General features: G+C 57.0%; 29 protein-coding genes. 24 read left to right on the forward strand and 5 right to left on the reverse strand.

The genetic code is table 11. The features are described 5' to 3' along the window. Positions 1–19 precede the first annotated feature (19 nt). From rpsN to rpmD, 6 genes are all read left to right on the forward strand, one after another. Complete coding sequence (rpsN, locus tag AC2FIM_RS18345) at positions 20–325, forward strand: 30S ribosomal protein S14 (protein ID WP_142639784.1); 306 nt, start codon at positions 20–22, stop codon at positions 323–325. 13 nt (positions 326–338) lie between these two features. Next, positions 339–731, forward strand: a complete 393-nt coding sequence (gene rpsH / locus AC2FIM_RS18350) for a 30S ribosomal protein S8 (RefSeq protein WP_142639782.1) — start codon at positions 339–341, stop codon at positions 729–731. Positions 732–743: 12 nt separating this feature from the next. Continuing rightward, positions 744–1,277, forward strand: a complete 534-nt coding sequence (gene rplF / locus AC2FIM_RS18355) for a 50S ribosomal protein L6 (protein WP_058272374.1) — start codon at positions 744–746, stop codon at positions 1,275–1,277. Between the two features lie 11 nt (positions 1,278–1,288). Next, positions 1,289–1,648 carry a 50S ribosomal protein L18 gene (gene rplR, locus AC2FIM_RS18360; protein ID WP_142639780.1) on the forward strand — a complete coding sequence of 120 codons (360 nt, stop codon included), beginning with the start codon at positions 1,289–1,291 and terminating at the stop codon, positions 1,646–1,648. Between the two features lie 116 nt (positions 1,649–1,764). Next, the gene (gene rpsE, locus AC2FIM_RS18365) at positions 1,765–2,334 is read left to right on the forward strand and encodes a 30S ribosomal protein S5 (protein WP_142639778.1); all 570 of its coding nucleotides are present in this window, start codon (positions 1,765–1,767) and stop codon (positions 2,332–2,334) included. Between the two features lie 12 nt (positions 2,335–2,346). Further along, entirely contained in the window at positions 2,347–2,535 is a 189-nt protein-coding gene (gene rpmD, locus AC2FIM_RS18370; RefSeq protein WP_008757946.1) for a 50S ribosomal protein L30, read from the forward strand. Between the two features lie 122 nt (positions 2,536–2,657). On the opposite strand, the gene AC2FIM_RS18375 is transcribed toward rpmD, so the two are convergent. Continuing rightward, positions 2,658–3,671 (reverse strand): radical SAM/SPASM domain-containing protein, encoded by a 1,014-nt coding sequence (locus tag AC2FIM_RS18375; protein WP_185956743.1) that lies wholly within the window; start codon positions 3,669–3,671, stop codon positions 2,658–2,660. A 512-nt stretch (positions 3,672–4,183) separates the two neighbouring features. Between AC2FIM_RS18375 and AC2FIM_RS18380 the strand changes: the two genes are divergently transcribed. From AC2FIM_RS18380 to rplQ, 9 genes are all read left to right on the forward strand, one after another. Continuing rightward, a complete protein-coding gene (locus tag AC2FIM_RS18380; RefSeq protein ID WP_142639774.1) occupies positions 4,184–4,396 on the forward strand; it encodes a DUF1127 domain-containing protein in 213 nt (70 codons plus the stop codon). Positions 4,397–4,573: 177 nt separating this feature from the next. Beyond that, on the forward strand, positions 4,574–5,401 hold the full coding sequence (locus tag AC2FIM_RS18385; protein WP_496708320.1) for a hypothetical protein: 828 nt from the start codon (positions 4,574–4,576) through the stop codon (positions 5,399–5,401). A 153-nt stretch (positions 5,402–5,554) separates the two neighbouring features. Next, positions 5,555–6,028, forward strand: coding sequence for a 50S ribosomal protein L15 (gene rplO / locus AC2FIM_RS18390; protein ID WP_142639772.1), 474 nt, complete (start codon positions 5,555–5,557; stop codon positions 6,026–6,028). Positions 6,029–6,137: 109 nt separating this feature from the next. Further along, entirely contained in the window at positions 6,138–7,502 is a 1,365-nt protein-coding gene (secY, locus tag AC2FIM_RS18395) for a preprotein translocase subunit SecY (protein WP_142639770.1), read from the forward strand. Continuing rightward, positions 7,499–8,143, forward strand: coding sequence for an adenylate kinase (locus AC2FIM_RS18400; protein ID WP_142639768.1), 645 nt, complete (start codon positions 7,499–7,501; stop codon positions 8,141–8,143). Before secY ends, AC2FIM_RS18400 begins: the two co-directional genes overlap by 4 nt. 200 nt (positions 8,144–8,343) lie before the next feature. Further along, a complete protein-coding gene (gene rpsM / locus AC2FIM_RS18405) occupies positions 8,344–8,712 on the forward strand; it encodes a 30S ribosomal protein S13 (protein WP_142639766.1) in 369 nt (122 codons plus the stop codon). A gap of 14 nt (positions 8,713–8,726) precedes the next feature. Further along, a complete protein-coding gene (gene rpsK / locus AC2FIM_RS18410) occupies positions 8,727–9,116 on the forward strand; it encodes a 30S ribosomal protein S11 (RefSeq protein ID WP_037311698.1) in 390 nt (129 codons plus the stop codon). Between the two features lie 115 nt (positions 9,117–9,231). After that, positions 9,232–10,248: a DNA-directed RNA polymerase subunit alpha gene (locus AC2FIM_RS18415; RefSeq protein WP_142639763.1), complete on the forward strand. Its 1,017-nt coding sequence runs from the start codon at positions 9,232–9,234 to the stop codon at positions 10,246–10,248. Positions 10,249–10,365: 117 nt separating this feature from the next. Then, positions 10,366–10,788 (forward strand): 50S ribosomal protein L17, encoded by a 423-nt coding sequence (rplQ, locus tag AC2FIM_RS18420; RefSeq protein WP_142639761.1) that lies wholly within the window; start codon positions 10,366–10,368, stop codon positions 10,786–10,788. A 76-nt stretch (positions 10,789–10,864) separates the two neighbouring features. Here rplQ and AC2FIM_RS18425 read toward each other — a convergent pair whose 3' ends face one another. Next, positions 10,865–11,989, reverse strand: coding sequence for a TAXI family TRAP transporter solute-binding subunit (locus AC2FIM_RS18425; RefSeq protein ID WP_496708319.1), 1,125 nt, complete (start codon positions 11,987–11,989; stop codon positions 10,865–10,867). Here AC2FIM_RS18425 and AC2FIM_RS18430 point away from each other — a divergent pair. From AC2FIM_RS18430 to AC2FIM_RS18470, 9 genes are all read left to right on the forward strand, one after another. Next, positions 11,988–13,373 (forward strand): trypsin-like peptidase domain-containing protein, encoded by a 1,386-nt coding sequence (locus tag AC2FIM_RS18430; protein WP_496708318.1) that lies wholly within the window; start codon positions 11,988–11,990, stop codon positions 13,371–13,373. The two genes, AC2FIM_RS18425 and AC2FIM_RS18430, sit on opposite strands and share 2 nt — an antisense overlap. 4 nt (positions 13,374–13,377) lie before the next feature. Beyond that, on the forward strand, positions 13,378–14,691 hold the full coding sequence (locus AC2FIM_RS18435) for a replication-associated recombination protein A (protein WP_281973750.1): 1,314 nt from the start codon (positions 13,378–13,380) through the stop codon (positions 14,689–14,691). A gap of 109 nt (positions 14,692–14,800) precedes the next feature. Further along, positions 14,801–15,844 carry an RluA family pseudouridine synthase gene (locus tag AC2FIM_RS18440; protein ID WP_496679053.1) on the forward strand — a complete coding sequence of 348 codons (1,044 nt, stop codon included), beginning with the start codon at positions 14,801–14,803 and terminating at the stop codon, positions 15,842–15,844. After that, positions 15,841–16,512 (forward strand): HAD-IA family hydrolase, encoded by a 672-nt coding sequence (locus tag AC2FIM_RS18445; RefSeq protein WP_496679000.1) that lies wholly within the window; start codon positions 15,841–15,843, stop codon positions 16,510–16,512. Before AC2FIM_RS18440 ends, AC2FIM_RS18445 begins: the two co-directional genes overlap by 4 nt. Before the next feature lie 4 nt (positions 16,513–16,516). Beyond that, positions 16,517–17,224, forward strand: coding sequence for an ATP12 family chaperone protein (locus AC2FIM_RS18450; RefSeq protein WP_496679002.1), 708 nt, complete (start codon positions 16,517–16,519; stop codon positions 17,222–17,224). Positions 17,225–17,430: 206 nt separating this feature from the next. Further along, positions 17,431–18,447: an amino acid ABC transporter substrate-binding protein gene (locus AC2FIM_RS18455; protein WP_142639749.1), complete on the forward strand. Its 1,017-nt coding sequence runs from the start codon at positions 17,431–17,433 to the stop codon at positions 18,445–18,447. Positions 18,448–18,574: 127 nt separating this feature from the next. After that, positions 18,575–19,843, forward strand: a complete 1,269-nt coding sequence (locus AC2FIM_RS18460; protein ID WP_496679004.1) for an amino acid ABC transporter permease — start codon at positions 18,575–18,577, stop codon at positions 19,841–19,843. A gap of 1 nt (position 19,844) precedes the next feature. After that, a complete protein-coding gene (locus tag AC2FIM_RS18465) occupies positions 19,845–21,149 on the forward strand; it encodes an amino acid ABC transporter permease (protein ID WP_142639745.1) in 1,305 nt (434 codons plus the stop codon). 12 nt (positions 21,150–21,161) lie between these two features. Beyond that, on the forward strand, positions 21,162–21,953 hold the full coding sequence (locus AC2FIM_RS18470) for an amino acid ABC transporter ATP-binding protein (protein ID WP_142639743.1): 792 nt from the start codon (positions 21,162–21,164) through the stop codon (positions 21,951–21,953). Positions 21,954–22,000: 47 nt separating this feature from the next. On the opposite strand, the gene AC2FIM_RS18475 is transcribed toward AC2FIM_RS18470, so the two are convergent. From AC2FIM_RS18475 to argB, 3 genes are read right to left on the reverse strand one after another with little or no spacing between them, the layout of a single operon-like run. Continuing rightward, a complete protein-coding gene (locus AC2FIM_RS18475; RefSeq protein WP_271951999.1) occupies positions 22,001–22,498 on the reverse strand; it encodes a SixA phosphatase family protein in 498 nt (165 codons plus the stop codon). Then, the gene (locus AC2FIM_RS18480; RefSeq protein WP_496679007.1) at positions 22,495–23,169 is read right to left on the reverse strand and encodes a ferredoxin; all 675 of its coding nucleotides are present in this window, start codon (positions 23,167–23,169) and stop codon (positions 22,495–22,497) included. Before AC2FIM_RS18480 ends, AC2FIM_RS18475 begins: the two co-directional genes overlap by 4 nt. Positions 23,170–23,189: 20 nt before the next feature. Next, positions 23,190–24,053, reverse strand: coding sequence for an acetylglutamate kinase (gene argB, locus AC2FIM_RS18485; protein ID WP_142639737.1), 864 nt, complete (start codon positions 24,051–24,053; stop codon positions 23,190–23,192). Positions 24,054–24,104: the final 51 nt, after the last annotated feature.

Below are 24,104 nucleotides of genomic sequence, written 5' to 3' on the forward strand. Positions count from 1 at the left end.
GCGCCGGGAGGATTGAGACATGGCTAAAAAAGCAATGATCGAACGCGAGAAGAAGCGCGAACGCCTGGTGGCCAAATATGCCGCAAAGCGTGCCGAGCTGAAAGAAATCGCGAATGACGAGAGCAAGCCGATGGAAGAGCGTTTCAAAGCGCGTCTGAAACTGGCGAAACTGCCGCGCAACAGCTCGGCAACTCGTCTTCACAACCGCTGTCAGCTGACAGGTCGTCCTCATGCTTACTATCGTAAGCTGAAGGTCAGCCGTATCATGCTGCGCGAGCTGGGTTCTGCAGGTCAGATCCCCGGCATGGTGAAATCGAGCTGGTAAGGGAGACATAGATATGAACGATCCTATCGGCGATATGCTCACCCGTATCCGCAACGCGCAAATGCGCGGCAAGTCCACTGTAAACACTCCGGCGTCGAAACTGCGCGCCTGGGTTCTGGACGTGCTGGCGGACGAAGGTTACATCCGTGGCTACGAAAAGATGACCGGTGAAAACGGTCATCCGGCCATCGAAATCAGCCTGAAATACTACGAAGGCACCCCTGTCATTCGCGAGTTGAAGCGGGTTTCCAAGCCCGGTCGTCGCGTATACATGGGCGTCAATGACATCCCGCAGGTCCGTCAGGGTCTGGGTGTGTCGATTGTCAGCACTCCGAAAGGTGTGATGTCGGACCAGAATGCACGCTCCAACAATGTTGGCGGCGAAGTGCTCTGCACCGTCTTCTAAGGAGGTCTGTCAATGTCTCGTATTGGTAAACGTCCGGTCGAACTGCCCAGCGGTGTAACCGCCTCGGTTTCCGGCCAGACCATCGAAGTCAAAGGCCCGAAAGGTGCCCGTAGCTTCACTGCGACTGATGACGTTACGCTGTCGGTCGAAGACAATGTGGTTCAAATCAACCCGCGTGGCATGTCCAAACGTGCCCGTCAGCAATGGGGCATGAGCCGCACCATGGTTGCCAATCTGGTAACCGGTGTGACCGAAGGCTTCAAAAAAGAGCTGGAGATCCAGGGTGTTGGTTACCGGGCTCAGATGCAGGGTAACACCCTGAAGCTGAACCTGGGCTACAGCCACGACGTTGATTTCGTTGCTCCGGAAGGTGTCACCATCACCGCACCGAAGCAGACCGTGATCATTGTGGAAGGTAACGACCAGCAGCAGGTGGGCGAAGTCGCGGCGAAAATCCGCGAATGGCGCCGTCCCGAGCCGTATAAAGGCAAGGGTATCCGCTATAAGGGCGAATTCATCTTCCGCAAAGAAGGCAAGAAGAAGTAAGGACGCAAACAATGGCAAACAGCAAAAGAACCCTGTTTCTGAAGCGCCGCCTGCGCGTTCGGAACAAACTTCGCAAGGTCAATGCAGGTCGTGTACGCCTGTCGGTTCACCGTTCGAACAAGAACATCAGCGCTCAGCTGATCGACGACGTTCGTGGCGTGACCCTGGCCTCGGCCTCGACCCTGGAAAAAGATCTGGGTGTAGTTGGCACAAACAACGTCGAAGCGGCTACGAAAGTGGGCGCAGCCATCGCCGAGCGTGCCAAGAAGGCAGGCGTCGAAGAGGCTTATTTCGATCGTGGCGGCTTCCTGTTCCACGGCAAAGTGAAGGCTGTCGCCGACGCTGCGCGTGAAGGTGGTCTGAAGATCTAAGACTTGCGGGCAGCGCCTCAGCTGCCCCGATGATCCGGGGGCCTCGGCAATAGTCGAGGCTCACTTGGATTGAAACAACGGCGCCGCAATGCGCCACATGAGAAAAGGGATGCCAAATGGCAGAACGTGAAAACCGTCGGGGCCGTGGCCGCGACCGCGACGAAACTCCGGAATTCGCAGACCGTCTGGTCGCGATCAACCGCGTGTCGAAAACCGTAAAAGGTGGTAAGCGCTTTGGCTTCGCCGCTCTGGTGGTTGTCGGCGATCAGAAGGGCCGCGTCGGCTTTGGCAAGGGTAAAGCAAAAGAAGTACCCGAGGCCATCCGTAAGGCAACTGAACAAGCCAAACGTCAGATGATCCGCGTGCAGCTGCGCGAAGGTCGGACCCTGCACCACGATATCGAAGGCCGTCACGGCGCCGGTAAAGTGGTTATGCGCTCGGCACCTGAAGGTACTGGTATCATCGCCGGTGGTCCGATGCGTGCTGTGTTCGAAATGCTGGGCGTCAAGGACGTTGTGTCCAAGTCGTTGGGCTCGCAGAACCCGTACAACATGATCCGCGCCACCATCAACGGCCTGCAAAAAGAGCAGAGCCCGCGTTCGGTTGCACAGCGTCGCGGCAAGAAAGTTGCTGACATCCTGCCCAAGCGGGACGAAGCGCCTGTTGCTGCTGAAGCAGAAGCATAAGGAGAGCGACCCATGGCAAAAACCATCGTCGTCAAGCAGATCGGTTCCCCGATCCGCCGCCCCGCCGAACAGCGCGCGACCCTGATCGGTCTGGGCTTGAACAAGATGCACAAAACCCGTGAGCTGGAGGATACTCCTTCGGTCCGCGGCATGGTCAACAAGATCCCGCATCTGGTAGAGATCATCGAAGAACGCGGCTAATCGCGAGTTCTTTGAAGACTTAAAAACGCCTCCGATCTGATCGGGGGCGTTTTCTTGTTTGGCCGGTCGTCTTTTTTCCGGCTCGTCATATGGTGCTGTTCAGTGCCTCGGCGCAAACTCGGCTATGACCCGAGCGCCTTTTTTTCTGCAAACTCAATGTCGACTTCATGGCGCAACGGGGGTTCTCTGCCTGGTTTTTCGTACAGCCTGGGGCATCCATCGCAAAAACTGGCTGCTGCTTCGCGTTTGGAATGAGCACGCGGGTTCCAGACCTGCCGGCGCAGAGCTTTGTATTTTTCGTTGTTCCAGATGGTTTCAAGTGGTTCGTCGAAAACATTTCCCAACACATGCGGATCACGGTTCTTGTCGGAAACATATTGGCGGCCGGATCGCCAGAGACAGCAGGGAATCACATCGCCATCAAAGCGAATGACCGTGCTGCTGTGGGGCCAATGGCACCTTGGGGTGAGGGATGATGACAGGGGCGGGCCATTTTCAATCCGATCGGGATCGTCGTCTACGACGTTGTACAGATCTCCATTTGCATCGAACCGTAGCCCTTCAAACGTGGTAAAGGCGTCGATACCAATCTCGTCTACGATGGCCTTCACCTGAACCAGTTCATCCTCGGCGTGATGGGGGAAAGAGATATGCTGTATTTCTATGAACGGAGATTTCAGACCCTTCCTCTTTTTATAGCCAGCCAGTAGTCGCAGGTTGTTCAGAACGAAATTCAGGCGTCCGCGAACACGGGTAACCTGAAAGCTTTCCTGCGTCGCGCCATCAACTGAGATTGTGATATGGCTAAGCCCGGCATCGACCAGGTCATGAATCCGCTCGGCTTTTAGCCGATAGCTGAAATGGGTGGTGATATGGCTTTCCAAACCGGCTGCGGTCGTGGCCCGGATCATGTCGGTGAGGTCCGGGTGTGCCAGAGGATCGCCATAGTAGAACAGGCTTACACCAAGCGCGCGATCTTTGATCTGGTCAATGATATGCCGGTACTGCTGAATGCTGAGTTTGTCCTGTTTCCCGAACTTCTGATCGCTGAGCAAGGGTCGGTCACGACCTGCCGGATTCGCATGGACGCAATGTGGACAGGCTAGTGAGCACAGCGGCGAAATATCAATTTTCACCAAAGACGGCAGCGGGGCGGCTTGTTGAGAGTGAAGAAGATAGCCCCGAATGTTGCGCAACAGGTTTGCCGATTGCTTCAAGGAAGGACGGCGCTGAATCCAGCGCAACCTTCTAATAACGCTTGAAACCAATGGCATGGAGTATCCTCATTCATGAAGCCGAGGACGCCCTAAACGTGCGAGGCGAAAATGGTAAAACAGGCCGAAATAGCCCGATAGTTCACGGATACGTGATAGAATAGTGAAAATATGGGTCCGTAAAAGAAAAAAGATATTAAAATATATAAATTTGATAAATCTTATCTTTAGCCGAGAAATCCAAAGGACTATTTCAACGAAAGCCTGTAGTGGGATGTCTAAACAGTGTTTTCACTGCCATTCCCCCAATGCATACCGGCCAGACCGAATCTTCTGTTGTTAGCGTTATCTGGCGTTCTTATTTGAGCTTTGTCCCAAATAGGAACGCAAACGAAATCTGGAGAATACGCTCCGGTTTAGAAAGGAATATAGAAATGGCAAACACAGCAACTTTTTCCCGCGAAGGCTTTGGTCTGACCGCCCGCATCACAACTCTGATCGCCCGCGTGAAAGAGGCCTATGCCCTGCGCGCCGAATTCGGCCGCACCTATTCAGAGCTTCAGAACCTGACTGATCGTGAACTGAACGACATTGGTATCCGCCGGTGCGATATAAGTGATATTGCGCATAAGCACGTCTACTGCTGAGAACCTGGCAGGATGAACAACACCGAGGCGCCATTTGGCGCCTCTTTTGATTCTGCATGCTTGAAAGGCACAAGCACGGTGAAATTGGTCGCTCTGCATTGTGGATCGTTTGGAAATTTTCCATGAGAATTATTAGAGGAGGCTATGTCCCAATAACGCGATGACGAGGCTGACACAGTGCGAGACTACCAGATCGGCATGTTGTGGGTGGATGGCCCGCTGTGCTTTCTCGAGCAGCTCTGCATCAAATCCTATCTGAATGCCGGTCAATCCGTTCGCCTCTACACCCATGGGAATGTCTCAGGGATACCTGAAGGTGTGGATACCCGCGATGCGCGCGATGTGATGCCCGGCACAGAATTCATTGCGCATAGCCGTACTGGTAGCCCGGCGCCGCATTCGGATAAGTTCCGATACCGCATGTTGGCGCAGGAGCCCGATTTGATATGGGCGGATACGGACGCCTATTGCATGCGTCCATTCACAACGGAGACCGGGCATTTTTACGGAATGCTCGAAGGAGAGATTGCGATCGGCGTATTGGGCATTCCGTCAGACAGCCCGGCGCTGGCTCTGCACATCGAATATACAACGGACCCATATCGGATTCCGCCATGGCTGCCCAAACGATATCAGGAACCCCTTCGTGCGGCACAGGATGCAGGTGATCCGATCAATGTGCCCGCGCTATATTGGGGCGCATGGGGTCCGTCAGCCTTTGCCTCGGCTTTACGGCAAACCGGCGAACACCAATTTGTTCTGCCTGAGCATGTGTTCTATCCGGTGAACTTTACCAGACGGCGCGCTTTGGCACGCCCAAACGCCGATTTATCCAGGTTCTTCCACGAGGACACAGTTTCCATTCACTTTTATGGTCGCCGGATGCGTTCGATCCTGAGGAACAGGTATAATGGCCTGCCAGATCCAGATAGCCTGGTGGGTAAGCTTCTGGCCAAACACCGGATTAATCCACTGGACGCGCCAATCCAAAATGCTGAAGGCTAGACAGTTTGGGTGTTGTTCACTTCAAAACTTGCATCCTCAGCCACAAAGCTGTATCGGGCTCCGGTGGCGTACTGCGCCGCAAGAATCAAAACCAAGAAATGCCGTGTTTGACCCATCACGCTTCGGGGTCATTTCCGGCGAAGGAGAAGCGAAATGAAACTGAATGAATTGCGCGACAACCCAGGCGCCACACCGAAACGGACCCGCGTCGGCCGTGGTCCCGGTTCCGGTAAAGGTAAAATGGGTGGCCGTGGTATCAAAGGTCAGAAATCCCGTTCGGGTGTGGCCATCAATGGCTACGAAGGTGGCCAGATGCCGCTGTACCAACGCCTGCCCAAGCGTGGCTTTAACAAGCCGAACCGCAAGGCGTTTGCCGTTATCAACTTGGGCCTGATCCAGAAATTCGTCGACGCCGGTAAGCTGGACGCCAAAGCCGCGATCACCGAGGACGCACTGGTTGCATCCGGTCTGGTTCGCCGTAAACTGGACGGTATCCGCGTTCTGGCCAAAGGCGAAATCAGCGCCAAGGTGACCCTGGAAGTAACTGGTGCTTCGAAAGCTGCCGTTGAGGCAGTCGAAAAAGCGGGCGGTTCACTGACGGTCACAAAAGCCGCTGCGGCAGAGTAAGCGCTTGTGAGCGGGCCAAGACCCGCTTACATAGACCTCAGAGTTTTCCAAGACGCCGCCCGAGCCGGAAAACGGTTCCGGGCGGTGTTTTCATAAGAGAGACCGATTTATGGTATCAGCAGCAGAACAAATGGCAGCCAACACTAGCTGGGCTGCTTTGGGCAAAGCCACCGATCTGCGCAACCGCATCCTGTTCACACTGGGTTTGTTGATCGTCTATCGCCTTGGCACTTTTATACCGGTGCCGGGGATCGACGGACAGGCCCTGCGTGAGTTCATGGAGCAAGCGGGGCAGGGCATCGGCGGTATGGTTTCGATGTTCACCGGCGGGGCGCTTGGGCGGATGGGTATCTTTGCCCTCGGCATCATGCCTTACATCTCGGCCTCGATCATCATTCAGCTGCTGACCTCGATGGTTCCCGCGCTCGAACAGCTCAAGAAAGAGGGCGAGCAGGGTCGTAAGAAGATCAACCAATATACCCGTTTCGGCACCGTGGCGCTGGCCACTGTTCAGGCCTATGGCTTGGCCGTTTCGCTGGAGTCGGGCGATTTGGCGACCGATCCGGGCCTTTATTTCCGTCTGTCGACTATGATTACACTGGTTGGCGGCACCATGTTCCTGATGTGGCTGGGTGAGCAGATCACCGCGCGCGGCATCGGCAACGGTATCTCTCTGATTATTTTCGTTGGCATCATCGCCGAGGTTCCGGCAGCGTTGGCTCAGTTCTTCGCAAGTGGCCGCAGCGGCGCAATCAGCCCCGCAGTGATCATCGGAGTGATTGTCATGGTCATCGCCGTGATCACCTTTGTGGTGTTCATGGAGCGCGCTTTGCGCAAGATCCACATTCAATACCCGCGCCGTCAGGCCGGTATGAAGATCTATGAGGGCGGCTCGAGCCACCTGCCGGTCAAAGTGAACCCGGCCGGCGTTATCCCGGCGATCTTCGCCAGCTCTTTGCTGTTGCTGCCGGTCACGATCTCGACCTTCTCGTCGGGCGCCACCAACGGTCCGGTCATGTCCTGGCTGCTGGCCAACTTTGGTCCGGGTCAGCCGCTGTACCTGCTGTTCTTTGCGTCGATGATCGTGTTCTTTGCCTATTTCTACACGTTCAACGTGTCGTTCAAGCCGGATGACGTGGCGGATAACCTGAAAAAGCAGAACGGTTTTGTGCCGGGTATCCGTCCGGGCAAGAAAACCGCCGAGTATCTGGAATACGTGGTCAACCGCGTTCTGGTTCTGGGTTCGGCTTATCTGGCGGCGGTTTGTCTGCTGCCTGAAATCCTGCGGGGCCAGTTTGCCATTCCGTTCTATTTCGGTGGTACTTCGGTTCTGATTATCGTCTCTGTGACCATGGATACGATCCAACAGGTACAGAGCCACCTGCTGGCGCATCAATACGAAGGGCTTATCGAAAAGTCCCAACTGCGCGGGAAGGGTAAGAAACGCGGCAGGAAGGGACCCGCTCGTCGATGAACATCATTCTTCTGGGCCCCCCGGGGGCGGGTAAAGGAACGCAAGCGCGTCATCTTGTTGAAACACGCGGCATGGTGCAGCTGAGCACCGGAGACATGCTGCGCGAAGCCAAAACCTCGGGCACCGAGATGGGCCTGAAGGTCGCAGCCATCATGGATGCCGGCAAGCTGGTCACCGATGAGATCGTGATCGGCCTGATCGAAGAGAAGCTGACCACCGAAACCGGTGCCGGTTTCATCTTTGACGGTTTTCCCCGCACATTGGCACAAGCCGACGCATTGGCGGCTTTGCTGACCAAGCTGGGCCAGTCACTGCACACTGTGATCGAGATGCGGGTGGATGACGATGCCCTGGTGGATCGGATCACCGCACGTTCGACCTGTTCGGGCTGTGGCGAAGTTTATAATGACAAGACCAAACCGATTCCGGCAGATGGTCGCTGCACCAACTGTGGTGAGCAAAAAGAGTTCACGCGTCGCGCCGACGACAACGAAGACAGCCTGCGCACGCGGTTGATGGAGTACTACAAAAAGACGTCGCCGCTGATTGGTTATTACTATGCCAAAGGCGATCTTCGCCCGGTCAATGGGTTGGCAGATATCAAGGAAGTGACTGCGTCGATCGAGGCCGTACTCGGCTAGCTCCAATATGGCCTTGACGCCAAGCGCAAAAGCCCATATCGACCCCCATCCCTAAAGGGAATCAAGTTCGCAGGCGGGATTCGTCCTAACTGCCCCGACCACCTCGAATAATACTGGGCCCTCTGGCGTCACTGCCACGGTCAAGTGTTGTGAAAAAAGGTTCCGGAGCTACGGAACCGCAACAAAAAGGAAAGTGACACGTGGCACGTATTGCCGGCGTAAACATCCCGACTGCAAAGCGGGTACCTATCGCCCTCACATATATCACCGGTATCGGCAACACCTCGGCGCAGGCCATCTGCGAAGCCGTAGGCATTGAAGCGCACCGTCGCGTCAATGAGCTGTCGGATTCCGAAGTTCTGGCCATCCGCGAACATATCGACGCTAACTTCACCGTCGAAGGTGACCTGCGTCGCGAAGTTCAGATGAACGTCAAGCGCCTGATGGATTTGGGCTGCTACCGCGGTCTGCGTCATCGTCGTAACCTGCCCGTTCGCGGTCAGCGTACCCATACCAACGCTCGTACCCGCAAAGGCCCCGCAAAGGCCATTGCTGGCAAGAAGAAATAAGGAGGGTCTGACCGATGGCACGCGAAAAGACTCGTACCAAGAAAAAAGAGCGCAAGAATATCGCATCGGGCGTCGCCCATGTGAATTCGACCTTCAACAACACCAAGATCCTGATCTCGGACGTGCAAGGCAACGCCATTGCATGGTCGTCGGCCGGGACCATGGGTTTCAAAGGGTCGCGTAAATCTACTCCGTATGCTGCTCAGATGGCTGCGGAAGACGCAGGCAAGAAAGCACAGGATCACGGCGTCAAGACGCTGGAGGTCGAAGTTCAGGGCCCCGGTTCGGGTCGTGAATCGGCTCTGCGTGCATTGGCTGCAGTGGGCTTCAACATCACGTCGATCCGTGACGTGACCCCGATCGCTCACAATGGTTGCCGTCCGCCGAAGCGCCGCCGCGTCTAAGCGAATTAGAATTGAGCTGGGGCCCGCATTTTCGCACGGCCCCAGCACGTCATTTTGAACCTCGGGCGTCTGCACCTTGTTGGTCATGGGGCGCGGACAGGAATGGAGGGATTACATGATCCACAAGAATTGGGCAGAATTGATCAAGCCAACCCAGCTGGAAAGCAAGCCGGGCAACGACCCTGCGCGCCAGGCAACGCTGGTTGCAGAACCGCTGGAGCGTGGCTTTGGTCTGACTCTGGGCAACGCCCTGCGCCGCGTTCTGATGAGCTCGCTGCAAGGTGCGGCCATCACCAGCGTTCAGATCGACAACGTCCTGCACGAATTCAGTTCGGTTGCAGGCGTGCGTGAAGACGTCACCGACATCATTTTGAACCTTAAGCAAGTCGCCCTGCGCATGGAGGTCGAAGGCCCCAAGCGTCTGTCGATCAATGCTAAAGGCCCGGCAATCGTCACCGCAGGCGACATCAGCGAAAGCGCTGGCATCGAGGTTCTGAACCGCGATCACGTCATCTGTCACCTGGATGATGGTGCCGACCTGTTCATGGAACTGACCGTCAACACCGGTAAGGGCTATGTCTCGGCTGAAAAGAACAAACCAGAAGACGCACCTATCGGCCTGATCCCGATCGACGCGATCTATTCGCCGGTTAAAAAGGTCGCCTATGATGTTCAGCCGACGCGTGAAGGTCAGGTTCTTGACTATGACAAGCTGACCCTGAAGATTGAGACTGACGGTTCGATCACCCCCGAGGACGCGTTGGCCTATGCCGCACGCATCCTGCAGGATCAGCTGTCGATCTTCGTCAACTTCGATGAGCCGGAATCGGCTGGTCGTCAGGACGAAGATGATGGTCTGGAGTTCAACCCGCTGCTGCTGAAGAAGGTAGATGAGTTGGAACTGTCTGTCCGTTCGGCAAACTGTCTGAAGAACGACAATATCGTCTACATTGGCGACCTGATCCAGAAGACCGAAGCCGAGATGCTGCGCACCCCGAACTTCGGCCGCAAGTCGCTGAACGAGATCAAAGAAGTGCTGTCCGGCATGGGTCTGCACCTTGGCATGGATGTCGAGGATTGGCCACCTGACAACATCGAAGATCTGGCGAAGAAATTCGAAGACGCGTTTTAAGCGCGTCTTCCCAATGCCCGCGCTTGCGGGGAATGCACGGGCAATCATGCCCCAAGGAGAGCCGGTGACACGCATCGCCGGCCAGACAAAGCAAAACGCTGAAGAAGGAACTAGAAAATGCGTCACGCACGTGGTTACCGCCGCCTGAACCGTACTCATGAGCACCGCAAGGCTCTGTTTGCGAACATGGCTGGCTCGCTCATCGAACATGAGCAGATCAAAACAACTCTGCCCAAGGCAAAAGAACTGCGCCCGATCGTTGAAAAACTGATCACTCTAGGCAAGCGTGGGGACCTGCACGCCCGTCGTCAGGCCGCATCGCAGCTGAAAGAAGACAAAGACGTCGCAAAGCTGTTCGAAATCCTGGGCCCCCGTTACGCCGAGCGTCAGGGCGGTTATGTCCGGATCCTGAAAGCAGGCTTCCGCTATGGCGACATGGCCCCGATGGCGATCATCGAATTCGTTGACCGCGATCTGGACGCCAAAGGCGCTGCAGACAAAGCGCGTACCGCCGCCGAAGAGGCCGCAGACGAAGAATAAGAAAGCCTGGCTTTCATGTGAAAACCCCCGTGTCTCGGACGCGGGGGTTTTTCTTTTTCACAACTCTATCTCTGGCCTAGTTGATCCAGCCGCGCTCTCGATAATATCGGGCCGCCCCTGGATGCAGTGGCGCTGGCAAGCCATCGCGGATCATATCAGCTGGTTGCAAACCTTTCAGCGCCGGGTGGCCGGCCGTCAGTTGCGGCAGGTTTTCAATGGTGGATTTCACAAAGGCATAGACATCGTCATCGGGCACGTTGGCACTGCTTAGAAGAATGGCCTTATAGCCAAAAGTTTTGGTTGGTGACGTCACCCCTTTATACGTATTGGCAGGAATGGTCACTTCGCTGAGCGCGTCGGAGCCGGAAACCAGACGGTCGATATCGCGCCCGGAAAGTTCAACCAGTTGAATCGCACATGTCTGGGCTGTTTTTTGAATCAGACTTGACGGATAGCCGACGACACTGGCGACGGCGTCAATCTCGCCCTTACACAACGCCTTGCGCTGGTCGTCCATCTCTCCGAAACTGATTGTGCGAAATCCCGAGATATCCCAGCTTTCGGCATAGGGGAGCTTTCTGGCCAAGCGGGATGCCGACCCGCCCAAACGTACACGTTTGCCATTCAGGTCTTTGAGGGACGTAATCCCTGACCCCGTGCGCGCAATAACGGTCAAGGGTACGCTGTGAGTTGAGAAAAGCGAGCGTAAGGCAGCGTCCGGCTTCTTGTTCTCGAAAAAACCCGATCCATCCCGTGCATTTAGCGCCCAGTCAGACCGAACAACGACGATGTCATATTTACCGCGGCGCAGCTTTGCTAGGTTTTCCAGCGCGCCGTCCGTGGTTCGAGCTCTGCATTTATTACCGCTCATCGCTTTGACAAATGACTTGCACAGCAGATTGCCGACGCTGAAATAGTACCCAGTTTTCGCTCCGGTTCCCATGGCCAGTTTGGTATCCGCCTGTACCGCCGGGGCGACTATCCCAAGGGTTGTGATCAACGCGAGCGAGAAAAGCCGCCCGCGCGACAGGCATTTCAGAGTGAATGACCTCAAAACAATATTTCCATCAAATGCACTTTGTGTTCGTCGGACATTCCCAGCCATTCCGCCCCAAGTCAACGCGCCCAGTGCCTTAAGATGCTTGCAATCCCTGCGCGGGCCTCGCATATCCGAAGGGCGCCCAATAGACGGATGGATCATGCGGAAAGTCTTGTGTTCACTCTTGCTGACTGTTGCTGCGGTTTCAGCCAAGGCCGAAACAAAAGTACCTCAAACGCAGGTCGAAATCAGCCTTGGATTTGCGCCCGTGGTGAAGCAAGCCGCGCCGGCTGTGGTGAATATCTACGCCAAGATCGTGCGCGAAGGGCGCTCGAATTCACTGTTCTCTGACCCGTTCTTTCAGGATTTCTTTGGCGGCGGCTTTGGCGAACCGCGACCGCGCGTTCAGAATTCGCTGGGGTCGGGTGTGATCCTGACGGATGACGGTTATGTGGTCTCAAACTACCATGTCGTGGGTTCGGCGACCGAAATACGGGTCGTCACGACGGACCGGCGCGAGTTTTCGGCTGAGGTGGTTCTGGGCGATCAGGAAAGCGACATCGCCATTCTACGTCTGAAAGATGCCGAGGCGTTGCCTTCGATCGACATGCGGGATTCCGATTTGGTTGAGGTGGGTGAACTGGCTCTGGCCATCGGCAACCCGTTCGGCGTCGGGCAGACGGTATCATCGGGCATTATCTCGGGGTTGGCGCGGACCGGTACGGCCACGGGCAATGCGCGGGGCTATTTCATTCAGACGGATGCGGCGATCAATCCCGGCAATTCGGGCGGGGCGCTGATCGATGTGAACGGTGATCTGATTGGCATCAACACCTCGATCCTGACACGTTCTGGCGGATCGAACGGGATCGGTTTTGCCATCCCTGCCAATCTGGTTGCCGAATTCCTGCGACAAGCGCAGGCCGGCAATGACAGTTTTGTCAGCCCCTGGGCCGGAATGGCCGGGCAGCACATGAGTGCGGATATCGCTGAGTCTCTGGGCTTGGTCATCCCGCAGGGTCTGGTGATTTCGGATCTCCATGCGCTCAGCCCGTTGGCCGAGGCAGGGTTGCAGGTTGGGGACGTCGTGACCCATGTCGACGGGGATGAGGTGAACTCGCCGGCAGAGATGAAATTCCGCATGTCAGTGGCCGGTGTGGGCGGCACGTCGGTGGTGACGCGACTGCGCGGCGAGGACCGAGCTGAACTTGAGGTCGCTTTGGTCAAAGCGCCCGAGGTTCCGGCAGCGGAAGTGACGACGCTGAACGATGAAACCGTGATGCCAGGCCTGACCGTGTCGCGGATCAACCCTGCTGTTATCGCGCGGCTGGGGCTTTTGCTGTCGCAGACGGGGGTGGTTGTGGTCGACGCGGGCCGCTATGGCGGTCGGTCCGGGCTGCGTCCGGGCGATGTGGTCGATGGGATAAACGGCGCGCGGGTCGAGCGACCTGCTGATGTCGTGAAGGCGCTGACCGATCCGGGGCGTCGGATCAATCTGGATATCCTCAGGGGCGGGCGGCCGGTTTCCCTGCGGTTCAGGCTGTGACCGGATGAGTGACCTTTTCGATACCGGGTCATCTGACCCTGCGCCGCCTGTACATCGCCCGCTGGCCGACAGATTGCGCCCGCAAACGCTGGCCGAGGTGATCGGGCAGGAACAGGTGTTGGGCCCGGATGCGCCTTTGGGCGTGATGCTGGCCTCGGGCAGTCTGTCGAGCCTGATATTCTGGGGGCCGCCCGGCGTCGGCAAGACCACGATCGCGCGGCTTCTAGCGCAAGAGACGGACCTGCATTTTGTGCAGATCAGTGCCATCTTTACTGGTGTTCCCGACCTGAAGAAAGTGTTCGAAGCTGCGAAGATCCGGCGTCAGAACGGGCAGGGGACGTTGCTGTTTGTTGACGAAATCCATCGCTTCAACAAGGCGCAGCAGGACGGGTTTCTGCCGCATATGGAGGATGGTACGATCCTCCTGGTCGGGGCGACCACGGAAAATCCATCGTTCGAGTTGAACGCCGCTGTGCTCAGTCGGGCACAAGTGCTGGTGCTGGAACGGCTCAGCCTGGCTGATCTTGAGCGTCTGACGCAGCGCGCTGAACAGGAATTGGACCGCGGGTTGCCGTTGGACCCTGCGGCCCGTGATGCGCTGCAGGAAATGGCCGATGGTGACGGGCGCGCGCTGTTGAACCTGATCGAGCAGGTTGCCGCGTGGAAAGTTGAGGGCCCGCTGGACCTTGAAGCCCTGTCGACCCGGCTCATGCGCCGTGCCGCGAAATACGACAAATCTGGAGATGAGCATTACAACCTGATCTCGGCCCTGCACAAATCGGTGCGAGGATCCGACCCCGATGCCGCCCTGTACTGGTTCGCGCGAATGCTGACAGGAGGCGAGGACCCAAGGTATTTGGCGCGCCGGATCACGCGAATGGCGGTCGAGGACATTGGTCTGGCTGATCCGCAGGCTCAGGCGATCTGTCTGCAGTCCTGGGAAACCTATGAGCGGCTGGGCAGTCCCGAAGGCGAGTTGGCTTTGGCGCAGGCGCTGGTCTATCTGGCTCTGGCTCCGAAATCGAACGGGGCCTATGTGGGCTACAAGGCAGCGATGCGCCTGGCCAAGCAATCAGGAAGTGAGCCGCCGCCCAAACATATTCTGAATGCACCAACCTCTTTGATGAAAGATCAGGGTTATGGTGCGGGCTATGCTTATGATCACGATGCCGAGGATGGGTTTTCTGGGCAGAACTACTTTCCCGAGTCCATATCGCGCCCTGTTCTCTATCAACCTGTCGAGCGTGGGTTTGAACGTGAGCTGAAGAAACGGCTGGACTACTTTGCCAAGCTGCGTTCGCAACGGAAACCAGACTAGCACCGTCTTGACTCTTTGGCCGATGCGCGCGACAGACGCGCATGTTTTCTGGGACAATGTTTACAGCGTGGTCCGGGCGGGTCTGCCGCGCGGCGCAAGGGGCAATGGCATGAGTGGCGTGCAGATGATAACGGTTGCGGATGGGGATGGCGATCAGCGGGTGGACCGCTGGCTGCGGCGTCTGTTTCCGCATGTCAGCCAGGGGCGCATCGAGAAAATGTGCCGCAAGGGCGAACTGCGTGTGGATGGCGGACGGGCCAAGGCCTCGACCCGGCTTGAGGTCGGCCAGGTTGTACGCGTGCCACCTCTGCCGGATGCGGACCACAAACCGGTCGAGGTGAAACCGCGGATCACAGATGCGGATGCCGAGATGATGCAGGCTTGCGTGATTTATCGTGATGATCACGTGATCGCGCTGAACAAACCGCAAGGCTTGCCGGTGCAAGGCGGCAGCGGCCAGACCCGGCATGTGGACGGCCTGTCCGAGGCGCTGCGCTTTGGATATGACGAAAACCCCCGATTGGTGCACCGACTGGACAAGGATACCTCGGGCGTGCTGTTGCTGGCCCGCACACGCGAGGCCGCCAAAGCACTGACCGCCGCTTTCCGTCACCGGGACACGCGCAAGATATATTGGGCCCTGGTCGCTGGGGTGCCGACCCCTTATCTGGGCGAGATCAAGACCGGTTTGGTCAAGGCCCCGGGCCATGGCAGCCAGGGCGAGGGCGAAAAGATGATCCCCGTTCATCTGAACGAAATCAACGACACGCCAGGCGCGAAGCGGGCCCATACACTTTACGCTACGCTATACCGAGTGGCCGGACGCGCCGCCTGGGTCGCGATGGAGCCGATCACCGGCCGCACCCATCAGTTGCGTTCGCATATGGCAGCGATTGGTCACCCAATCATCGGGGATGGAAAATACGGCGGTTCGGGTCAAGAGAACCTTGGCGATGGCTGGGGTGCGCAGTTGGGCGGTGTGATCAGCAAAAAGCTGCACCTGCATGCGCGGCAGGCTTCGTTTCAGCACCCGGTGACGCGTAAGAAGATCACGGTCACCGCACCCTTGCCTGATCATATGAAACACAGCTGGGACACATTCGGATGGGCCGAAGACCTGGCTGCGGATGATCCGTTCGAGTCTCTGCAATGAGCGGACCCCTGCGTCTGGTTCTATTTGATGTGGACGGTACCCTGGTCGATAGCCAGGGCAGCATTGTTGCGGCCATGACCGCCAGCTTTGATGCCTTGTCTCTGCCGGTTCCGGATAGGGCGGGGATCTTGTCCATAGTCGGATTATCTCTGCCTCAAGCCATGGCTCAGTTGGTGCCCGAGTGTTCTGCTGTGGATCAGGCGCGGTTGGTAGAGGGCTATAAACAGGCCTATCACGCACATCGGCTGGAACAGGGAATGGCCAGTTCGCCGCTCTACCCCGGAGCCCGTGAGGTTATCGAGGCACTGCATGCAATCCCCGAGATGTTGCTGGGCGTGGCGACAGGCAAATCGCAACGTGGTCTGGATGCTTTGATCGAAGGTCACGGTCTGCAAGGCTATTTCGTGACCCGGCAGGTCGCAGATCACCACCCGTCAAAACCGCATCCTTCGATGATCGACACGGCTAGGGCCGAAACCGGCGTCGATGCGGTTGATACTGTCATGATCGGGGATACCCGATTCGACATGGATATGGCCGCCGCCGCCGGTGTCACGGGAATTGGCGTGACCTGGGGGTATCACGAACGACCCTCTCTGGCCGCCGCCTCTCGCATAATCGAAACCTTTGACCAGTTGCCGGGCGCACTGGACGATATCTGGACCTGAAGACATGAGTGACTGGAAACCGAAACGATTTTGGACTGCATGTCAGGTGGTCGAGGCCGATGGCGGATTTACGGTCGAACTGGACGGTCGTCGGGTCAAAACACCTGCGCGGGCCGGACTGATCCTGCCGACCTTGCCGATGGCTCAGGCCGTTGCGGCCGAATGGGACGCGCAGGAAGAACAGGTTGACCCAGGGACGATGCCCTACACGCGTTCGGCCAATGCAGCCATCGACAAGGTACTGATTCAGCACGCCGAAGTTGCAGACATGCTGGCCGATTATGGCGATTCGGATTTGCTGTGCTATCGCGCCGCTCACCCGCAAGAGTTGCAGCAGCGGCAAGCTGAGCAGTGGGACCCGGTGTTGGACTGGGCCGCGGAAGCCATGTCGGTTCGCCTGCAGCCCGTCACAGGTATCCTGCATCAGCCGCAAGACGTGGCGGCGCTGGATCAGTTGCGCCGGCGAGTGCATGATTTCAACAACTTCCAACTGGCTGCCTTCCACGATCTGGTCAGCCTTTCGGGCTCGTTGATCCTTGGGTTTGCGGCCACTTCCGATTGGTGTGATGCGCAAGAGATCTGGCGGATTTCGCGGTTGGACGAGCTGTGGCAAATCGAACAATGGGGCCATGACGACGAGGCGCATGAAGCAGCCGAAGTCAAACGTTCTGCCTTTTTACACGCTAAACGCTTCTACGACGTCTCTGATTGATCTTAGATTTCTGAATTTTTACCGCTCTGATGGACATCTGTGAGTTGATCCATCGTTTTCCCTGATCCGACCCTTGACGTTTGTTTATGAATGCGACCAAACTCGTGCGCACTAAAGGGGAGACACCTTTGGGGAAACCTTTCTGGTACCTGAGGTGCCGGATAGAACCGTCCCTGAACGGGATGGACAATCAGGAAGAGGTAAAAATGAAAAAATCCGTAATCTTGGGCGCGGCCACAGTTGCCGGTCTGGCCGCAGGCGCAGCCATGGCGGGAACCGTGGACGACGTCAAGGCGCGCGGTAAGCTGAACTGCGGTGTGACCACCGGTCTGGTCGGCTTTGCCGCGCCCGACGCAAATGGTGAATGGCAGGGCTTTGACGTTTCGTTGTGCCGCGCCGTTGCCGCTGCGGTTCTGGGTGACGCAAGCGCCGTTGAATTCGTTCCGACCACAGGTAAGACACGCTTTACCGCGCTGGCTTCGGGCGAAATCGACATGCTGGCCCGGAACACCACCTGGACCTTCAGCCGCGACGTAGACCTGAAGTTCGAATTCGTCGGTGTAAACTATTACGACGGTCAGGGCTTTATGGTTCCCAAAGCGCTGGGCGTAAGCTCGGCCAAGGAACTGGACGGCGCGACTGTCTGCATCCAGACCGGCACCACCACCGAGCTGAACCTGGCGGATTTCTTCCGCTCGAACAACATCAGCTACGAGCCGGTTCCGATCGAAACCAACGCAGAAGCGCAGCAGCAGTATCTGGCTGGCGCATGTGACGTCTACACCACCGACGCATCGGGCCTGGCCGCAACTCGCGCCACGTTCGAAAACCCCGGTGATCACATCCTGCTGCCCGAAATCATCTCGAAAGAGCCGCTGGGCCCGCTGGTCCGTCATGGCGACCACGAGTGGGGCGACGTTGTTCGCTGGACACTGAACGCACTGGTTTCGGCTGAAGAGCTGGGTGTGACCTCGGCGAACATCGACGAGATGTCTGCTGGCACCGACAACCCCGAAGTGAACCGTCTGCTGGGCAGCGAAGGCACTCTGGGTGAGATGCTGGGTCTGGACGCACAGTGGGCAATGCGCGCTATCAAGGCGGGTGGTAACTATGGTGAGGTCTTTGCCAAGAACATCGGTGAAGAAACGCCAATCGGTCTGGCACGCGGCCTGAACGGTCAGTGGACCGATGGCGGCCTGCTGTACTCGCCGCCGTTCCGCTAATATCCATTGAAGAGGGCGCAGTTCATCCTGCGCCCTTTTTCAATCCATAAGAAACAGTCCCGGTTAGATTGAACAGAGATCAACTCTGTCTGCGAATAACGGGATGACACGGGGATATACATAGGTCATGTCGACTCTCACTGACCCGCCAAAGGAGCAGTTCCGGCTGTCCATGCTCCTTTACGATACGCGGTACCGATCTGCGACCATCCAGGTCATTGCAATGATCGGTTTCATGCTTTTGGCAGCCTGGATCATTTCCAACACCATTCAGAACCTCGAAGCACTTGGTAAACCCGTAGAATTCGGGTTCTTCGGCGAACCTGCAAGTTACGATATCAACCAACGCCTGCTGGAATACGATTCTCGAGACAGCCACTTGCGTGCTGGGTTTATCGGATTGCTTAACACACTTGTTGTTGCAGTTCTCGGCTGTATCACGGCGACAATTATCGGTGTTTTCGTTGGTGTATTACGACTTTCCAACAACTGGTTGATCGCGCGGATCATGACTGTTTATGTCGAGATGTTCCGTAACGTGCCTGTGCTGCTTTGGATCGTTCTGGCTATGGCCATTCTGATCGAAGGTTTACCGGCACCCAATGCATTCCGAGGCGAAACCCCGACGGCCACGATGGATTTATTCAACTCTGTCGCCGTCACCAATCGCGGTGTCTATATCCCAGAGCTCCTGTTTTCACGCAGTCTTGGCGATATCCACTTGTTTGGTGCGTCCAGCTTACGCTTCGACATTTCATTGGATCTGGTCGCCTTTCTGGTCGTTTTGGCGGGCAGCATTTTTGTGATGCGCAAAGTATCCGCTAATGCCGCTGCAAAACAGGAAGCAACTGGTGATCGCCCAACCATCTGGCACATTCAGTTGGGTATACTGTTTGTGCCGATGTTGATCCTGCTGACTGCGTTGGGATTCCATTTGGGATACCCGGAACTGAAAGGGTTCAACTTCAAAGGCGGCACCCATTTGCGGAACTCGCTTATCGCATTGTGGTTGGCCCTGTCCCTTTACACTGCAGCTTTCATCGCTGAGATCGTGCGGGCCGGAATTCTCGCCATTTCCAAGGGGCAGACCGAGGCCGCCGCCGCGCTGGGTATACGCCCGAGCCGGATTATGCGTCTGGTGATCCTGCCGCAAGCGTTGCGCGTGATCATCCCGCCAATGATCTCGAACTACCTGAACCTGACCAAGAACTCGTCTCTGGCGATTGCGGTGGGATATATGGATATCACAGGTACCCTGGGTGGCATCACCATGAACCAAACCGGCCGCGAGCTGGAATGCGTTCTACTGCTGATGCTGGTCTATCTGTGCATCTCGCTGAGCATCTCGGCAGTGATGAACTGGTACAACAATAGTGTCAAATTGGTGGAGCGGTAATATGAGTGATGTTTCATTTGTCCGCGCGGAAATGTTGCCGGAGAAAGCGCCACCAGCGTCCGAAGTGGGAATAGTAGGTTGGGTTAAGCACAATCTGTTTTCTGGTTGGTTCAATTCGATCCTGACTTTGGTTTCGCTCTATGCGATCTACTATGTGTTGTCGGGCGTTCTGCCATGGACGTTCCAATCCGTCTGGAATGCCAATTCACTGACTGAGTGCCGTGAGATCATGATGGCAACCTGGGGAGACACCCATGGTCATGCTTGCTGGGCTGTCATCAATGATCGCTGGCTGCAGCTGTTGTTCGGATTCTACCCGAGCCATCTGTACTGGCGGCCAATTCTGGCGCTTGTTCTGTTGCTGGTTGCGCTGGCACCAGTGCTGTATTCGGACCGTGTTCCGAGCAAGTTGCTGATCTTTAGCGCGATCTACCCCTTCCTGATGCCTTGGTTGATGTGGGGTGGTACCATCTGGGGGCCATTGTCGGCGGCACTTGGATTTGTTGCCGGCTGGGCCGTCTACACCGTCGTCAGCAAGCAACAAAGCGAATTGCTCGGGATGATCGGTGGTGCAGTGGCTGCATTGATCTGGTGGCTGTTTCTATCGAGCTACTTCGTTGGTGCCATGGATTCGATCCTGCCGATCGGTATCGAAGCCGTGCAAAGTCGTCAGTTCGGTGGTTTCATGCTGGCGATCCTGCTGGGTGTTGTGGCCATCGGTGTCTCGCTGCCGATTGGTATCGTGTTGGCGCTGGGCCGTCAGTCGGACCTTCTTATCGTCAAATACATGTGTGTGGGCTTTATCGAGTTCATTCGCGGCGTACCGCTGATCACGCTACTGTTCGTGGCCTCGCTGCTGTTGAACCTGTTCCTGCCACCAGGCACCAATTTTGACATCATCCTGCGGGTGATGATCATGATGACCCTGTTCTCAGCCGCCTATATGGCCGAAGTGATCCGGGGTGGCCTGGCTGCATTGCCACGCGGTCAGTACGAGGGCGCCGACAGTTTGGGCCTGAACTACTGGCAGGCACAGCGTTTGATCATCATGCCGCAAGCCCTGAAAATCTCAATTCCGGGCATCGTGAGCACATTCATCGGGATCTTCAAGGATACGGTTCTGGTGTCGATCATCGGACTGTTCGACGTGCTTGGCCTTGCCAACGCGATCCGCGCTGATACCGCTTGGAACGGCATCTACTGGGAACTGTTCGCTTTTATCGGCGCGCTGTTCTTCGTCGTCTGCTTCTCCATGTCCCGTTATTCCATGTATCTGGAGCGCAAGCTTCAGACTGGCCATCGTTAAGGAGTTCAACACATGTCTGAACTTGCAATAGACCGCGAAATCGACCGATCCAAGATGCAGGTGAGCGACGAGGTCGCCATCGAAATCAACAACATGAACAAGTGGTATGGGTCTTTCCATGTGCTGCGCGACATCAATTTGACCGTCAATCAAGGCGAGAGGATTGTTATCGCGGGGCCGTCAGGGTCGGGTAAGTCCACCCTGATCCGCTGTCTGAACGCGCTGGAGGAACACCAGCAAGGCACGATCATGGTGGATGGGACGGAACTGTCGAATGACCTGAAAAACATCGACAAGATCCGGTCCGAGGTCGGGATGGTGTTCCAGCACTTCAACCTCTTCCCGCATCTGACCATTCTGGAAAACTGTACGCTGGCCCCGATCTGGGTGCGCAAGACGCCCAGGAAAGAGGCTGAAGAGCGTGCGATGCACTTCCTAGAGAAGGTGAAAATCCCAGAACAGGCCGACAAGTATCCTGGCCAGCTTTCGGGTGGTCAGCAGCAGCGTGTTGCGATTGCCCGTTCGCTCTGCATGATGCCGCGGATCATGTTGTTCGACGAACCTACATCGGCGCTGGACCCTGAGATGATCAAAGAGGTGCTCGACACTATGATCGAGCTGGCCGAAGAAGGCATGACCATGCTTTGTGTGACCCACGAGATGGGTTTTGCCCGTCAGGTCGCCAACCGCGTGATCTTTATGGATGCCGGTCAGATTGTGGAACAGAACGAACCAGAAGAGTTCTTCAACAACCCACAAAGCGAGCGGACCAAGCTGTTCCTGAGCCAGATTTTGGGTCACTGATCCCGATCGGAAGAACCATGAAAGGCGGGGTTTTTGCCCCGCCTTTTTTACTCCGGCAACTCGCGTGGAATGACGAACCCCAAGACATCCCCACTGTGCCACCGAAGCGCGGCCCAGGAGTTGATCTCGAACTGTATGACTGTTGTTGCGCAGGTCGGGTAGTCATCGAAACGGCCGTGATCTGGCGCCTGCCGCACAAGCTGTCTGGCGAATTCAGCGATCCCGGGGTTGTGGCCCAGCATCAGCACGGTTTGGCCAGAAGCCTGCGACAGGGCCCGCATCATGAGATCGGGACCGGCCAGATACAGCGAGCGTTCGAACTGGATCAGATCGGCCTGCAGCCCCATTCGATCCCACGTCTCGCGGGTTCTGAGGGCGGTAGAGCTGAGCACCTCATTCGGTAGCCAGCCATTCCTGAGTAGCCAGCCGGACACAGCAGGTGCCGAGCAGCGTCCACGTTTGTTCAGTGGCCGATCATGATCGCTGAGCGTCGGCTCATCCCAACTGGATTTGGCATGGCGGGTCAGGATCAGAGTGCGAGTCATGACGGGTGAAAAGACCTCATGTGGTGGGCGGACTGTTCTGGGTCCCGCCCGGCCCCGGGGCTGAGAGGGCAGGCCAGGCGCGCAAGGCAGCCACCGGTCATGCAGGTTTGGCCCTGCTCTGTGTTCAGATGCCCGTGGCAAGCGTCCACGTCATAGAAGCTGTGGGTGTTCAGGGCGCCGACTGGGCAGGTCTGAGCGCAAGGGGCATCGCATGTAACACAGGGCGATGAGTTATGGGCACCGGGAATCTCGAATTCCTCATCAAAATGCAGCGCGCCGCGATACGAGATCATCATACCGACCGTGTCATGCACCAAGGCGCCAACCGGGCTGCTGAATGTACGCCCCGATTTCAGCGCCCAGTCGATAAACGGCACATAGGGTGGGCCACCGAATGGGAAATAGGCTTGCGCCCCCAAATCCTGCGCCATCTGATTGACGACGCGGTACGACCACCGGTCAACAGGGTCGGGACCTTGCCATTCAGCGGCTGATTTCAAAACAGGCCAGAACGTGGGCCCTGCTCCTAGCAGGATCAGGGTGCCGCTGTCCAATTGCTTGGCATTAGCGCGCCCAGGATGCAACGCACCCATCACGATAAGCCCAACCTCAGCAGCCGCGCTGTCGACACGTTGATAAATGTTCGGGGAAGGTGCGGTTTGAACTGTCATGTCACCTCCGTCGCAGTCGATCAATCGGGTCGGATCAGCGACCCAGCTCCGTGTTCGGTGAACAGTTCCAGTAGCACCGCATTGGGCGCGCGCCCATCCAGAATGACTACGGCCCGCACCCCACTATGCAGTGCGTCCAGCGCCGTTTCGGTCTTGGGGATCATTCCGCCTGCGATGGTCCCGTCCAGGGTCATCTCGCGGATCTGACCGGCTTTTAGCTCGGTCACGACCTCTCCGGCAGCGTTCTTGACGCCTGATACGTCGGTCAGCAACAGAAGACGGTCTGCCTTCAAGGCCGAGGCGATGGCACCGGCGGCGGTGTCACCGTTGACGTTGAACGTCTCACCTTCGCGCCCGGCGCCCAGAGGCGCAATTACCGGGATCACGTCATGCGTAAACAGATCGTGCAGGATTTCGGGTTTCATCTCGGAAGGAGAGCCAACAAACCCCAGCGAGGCATCGGTTTGATCACAGATCATCAAGTTGGCGTCCTTGCCCGACAGGCCAACCGCAGTCCCTCCCTGTCCGTTGATGGCCTGAACAATGCGTTTGTTCACGAGGCCCGAGAGCACCATCTCGACCACTTCGACAGTCGCCTTGTCCGTCACACGCTTACCGTTCACGAAATCGGATTGGATATCGAGCTTGTCCAGCATCGCGTTGATCATGGGACCGCCGCCATGTACCACAACCGGGTTGATGCCCACCTGGCGCATCAGAACCACGTCACGGGCAAAGCTTTCCATCGCTTCATCGCTGCCCATGGCGTGTCCGCCCAGCTTGATGACGACAATGGCCCCGTCATAGCGCTGCAGATAGGGCAGTGCGCTGTTCAATGTGGCGGCGGTGGCGATCCAATCCCGGTTCATATCTCTTGTCTTCATGGCTAAGGTCCCTCTGGCCCACCGTGTTAGGGCCTTTGAAAGGTGCTGCCA

It is taken from the genome of Ruegeria sp. CDSC052, assembly GCF_059610685.1.

Bases quoted from the DNA above. Each gene is read 5' to 3' on its own strand.
- rplR (WP_142639780.1), top strand. From the start codon at position 1,289: ATGGCAAACAGCAAAAGAACCCTGTTTCTGAAGCGCCGCCTGCGCGTT.
- AC2FIM_RS18445 (WP_496679000.1), top strand. From the start codon at position 15,841: ATGAGCGGACCCCTGCGTCTGGTTCTATTTGATGTGGACGGTACCCTG.
- rpsK (WP_037311698.1), top strand. From the start codon at position 8,727: ATGGCACGCGAAAAGACTCGTACCAAGAAAAAAGAGCGCAAGAATATC.
- AC2FIM_RS18475 (WP_271951999.1), bottom strand. From the start codon at position 22,498: ATGACTCGCACTCTGATCCTGACCCGCCATGCCAAATCCAGTTGGGAT.
- AC2FIM_RS18460 (WP_496679004.1), top strand. From the start codon at position 18,575: ATGTCGACTCTCACTGACCCGCCAAAGGAGCAGTTCCGGCTGTCCATG.
- AC2FIM_RS18440 (WP_496679053.1), top strand. From the start codon at position 14,801: ATGAGTGGCGTGCAGATGATAACGGTTGCGGATGGGGATGGCGATCAG.
- AC2FIM_RS18435 (WP_281973750.1), top strand. From the start codon at position 13,378: ATGAGTGACCTTTTCGATACCGGGTCATCTGACCCTGCGCCGCCTGTA.
- AC2FIM_RS18425 (WP_496708319.1), bottom strand. From the start codon at position 11,989: ATGATCCATCCGTCTATTGGGCGCCCTTCGGATATGCGAGGCCCGCGC.
- AC2FIM_RS18415 (WP_142639763.1), top strand. From the start codon at position 9,232: ATGATCCACAAGAATTGGGCAGAATTGATCAAGCCAACCCAGCTGGAA.
- AC2FIM_RS18430 (WP_496708318.1), top strand. From the start codon at position 11,988: ATGCGGAAAGTCTTGTGTTCACTCTTGCTGACTGTTGCTGCGGTTTCA.
- rpmD (WP_008757946.1), top strand. From the start codon at position 2,347: ATGGCAAAAACCATCGTCGTCAAGCAGATCGGTTCCCCGATCCGCCGC.
- AC2FIM_RS18470 (WP_142639743.1), top strand. From the start codon at position 21,162: ATGTCTGAACTTGCAATAGACCGCGAAATCGACCGATCCAAGATGCAG.
- argB (WP_142639737.1), bottom strand. From the start codon at position 24,053: ATGAAGACAAGAGATATGAACCGGGATTGGATCGCCACCGCCGCCACA.
- rplO (WP_142639772.1), top strand. From the start codon at position 5,555: ATGAAACTGAATGAATTGCGCGACAACCCAGGCGCCACACCGAAACGG.
- AC2FIM_RS18455 (WP_142639749.1), top strand. From the start codon at position 17,431: ATGAAAAAATCCGTAATCTTGGGCGCGGCCACAGTTGCCGGTCTGGCC.
- AC2FIM_RS18450 (WP_496679002.1), top strand. From the start codon at position 16,517: ATGAGTGACTGGAAACCGAAACGATTTTGGACTGCATGTCAGGTGGTC.
- rpsH (WP_142639782.1), top strand. From the start codon at position 339: ATGAACGATCCTATCGGCGATATGCTCACCCGTATCCGCAACGCGCAA.
- AC2FIM_RS18380 (WP_142639774.1), top strand. From the start codon at position 4,184: ATGGCAAACACAGCAACTTTTTCCCGCGAAGGCTTTGGTCTGACCGCC.
- secY (WP_142639770.1), top strand. From the start codon at position 6,138: ATGGTATCAGCAGCAGAACAAATGGCAGCCAACACTAGCTGGGCTGCT.
- rplF (WP_058272374.1), top strand. From the start codon at position 744: ATGTCTCGTATTGGTAAACGTCCGGTCGAACTGCCCAGCGGTGTAACC.
- rplQ (WP_142639761.1), top strand. From the start codon at position 10,366: ATGCGTCACGCACGTGGTTACCGCCGCCTGAACCGTACTCATGAGCAC.
- AC2FIM_RS18400 (WP_142639768.1), top strand. From the start codon at position 7,499: ATGAACATCATTCTTCTGGGCCCCCCGGGGGCGGGTAAAGGAACGCAA.
- AC2FIM_RS18480 (WP_496679007.1), bottom strand. From the start codon at position 23,169: ATGACAGTTCAAACCGCACCTTCCCCGAACATTTATCAACGTGTCGAC.
- rpsE (WP_142639778.1), top strand. From the start codon at position 1,765: ATGGCAGAACGTGAAAACCGTCGGGGCCGTGGCCGCGACCGCGACGAA.
- AC2FIM_RS18465 (WP_142639745.1), top strand. From the start codon at position 19,845: ATGAGTGATGTTTCATTTGTCCGCGCGGAAATGTTGCCGGAGAAAGCG.
- rpsN (WP_142639784.1), top strand. From the start codon at position 20: ATGGCTAAAAAAGCAATGATCGAACGCGAGAAGAAGCGCGAACGCCTG.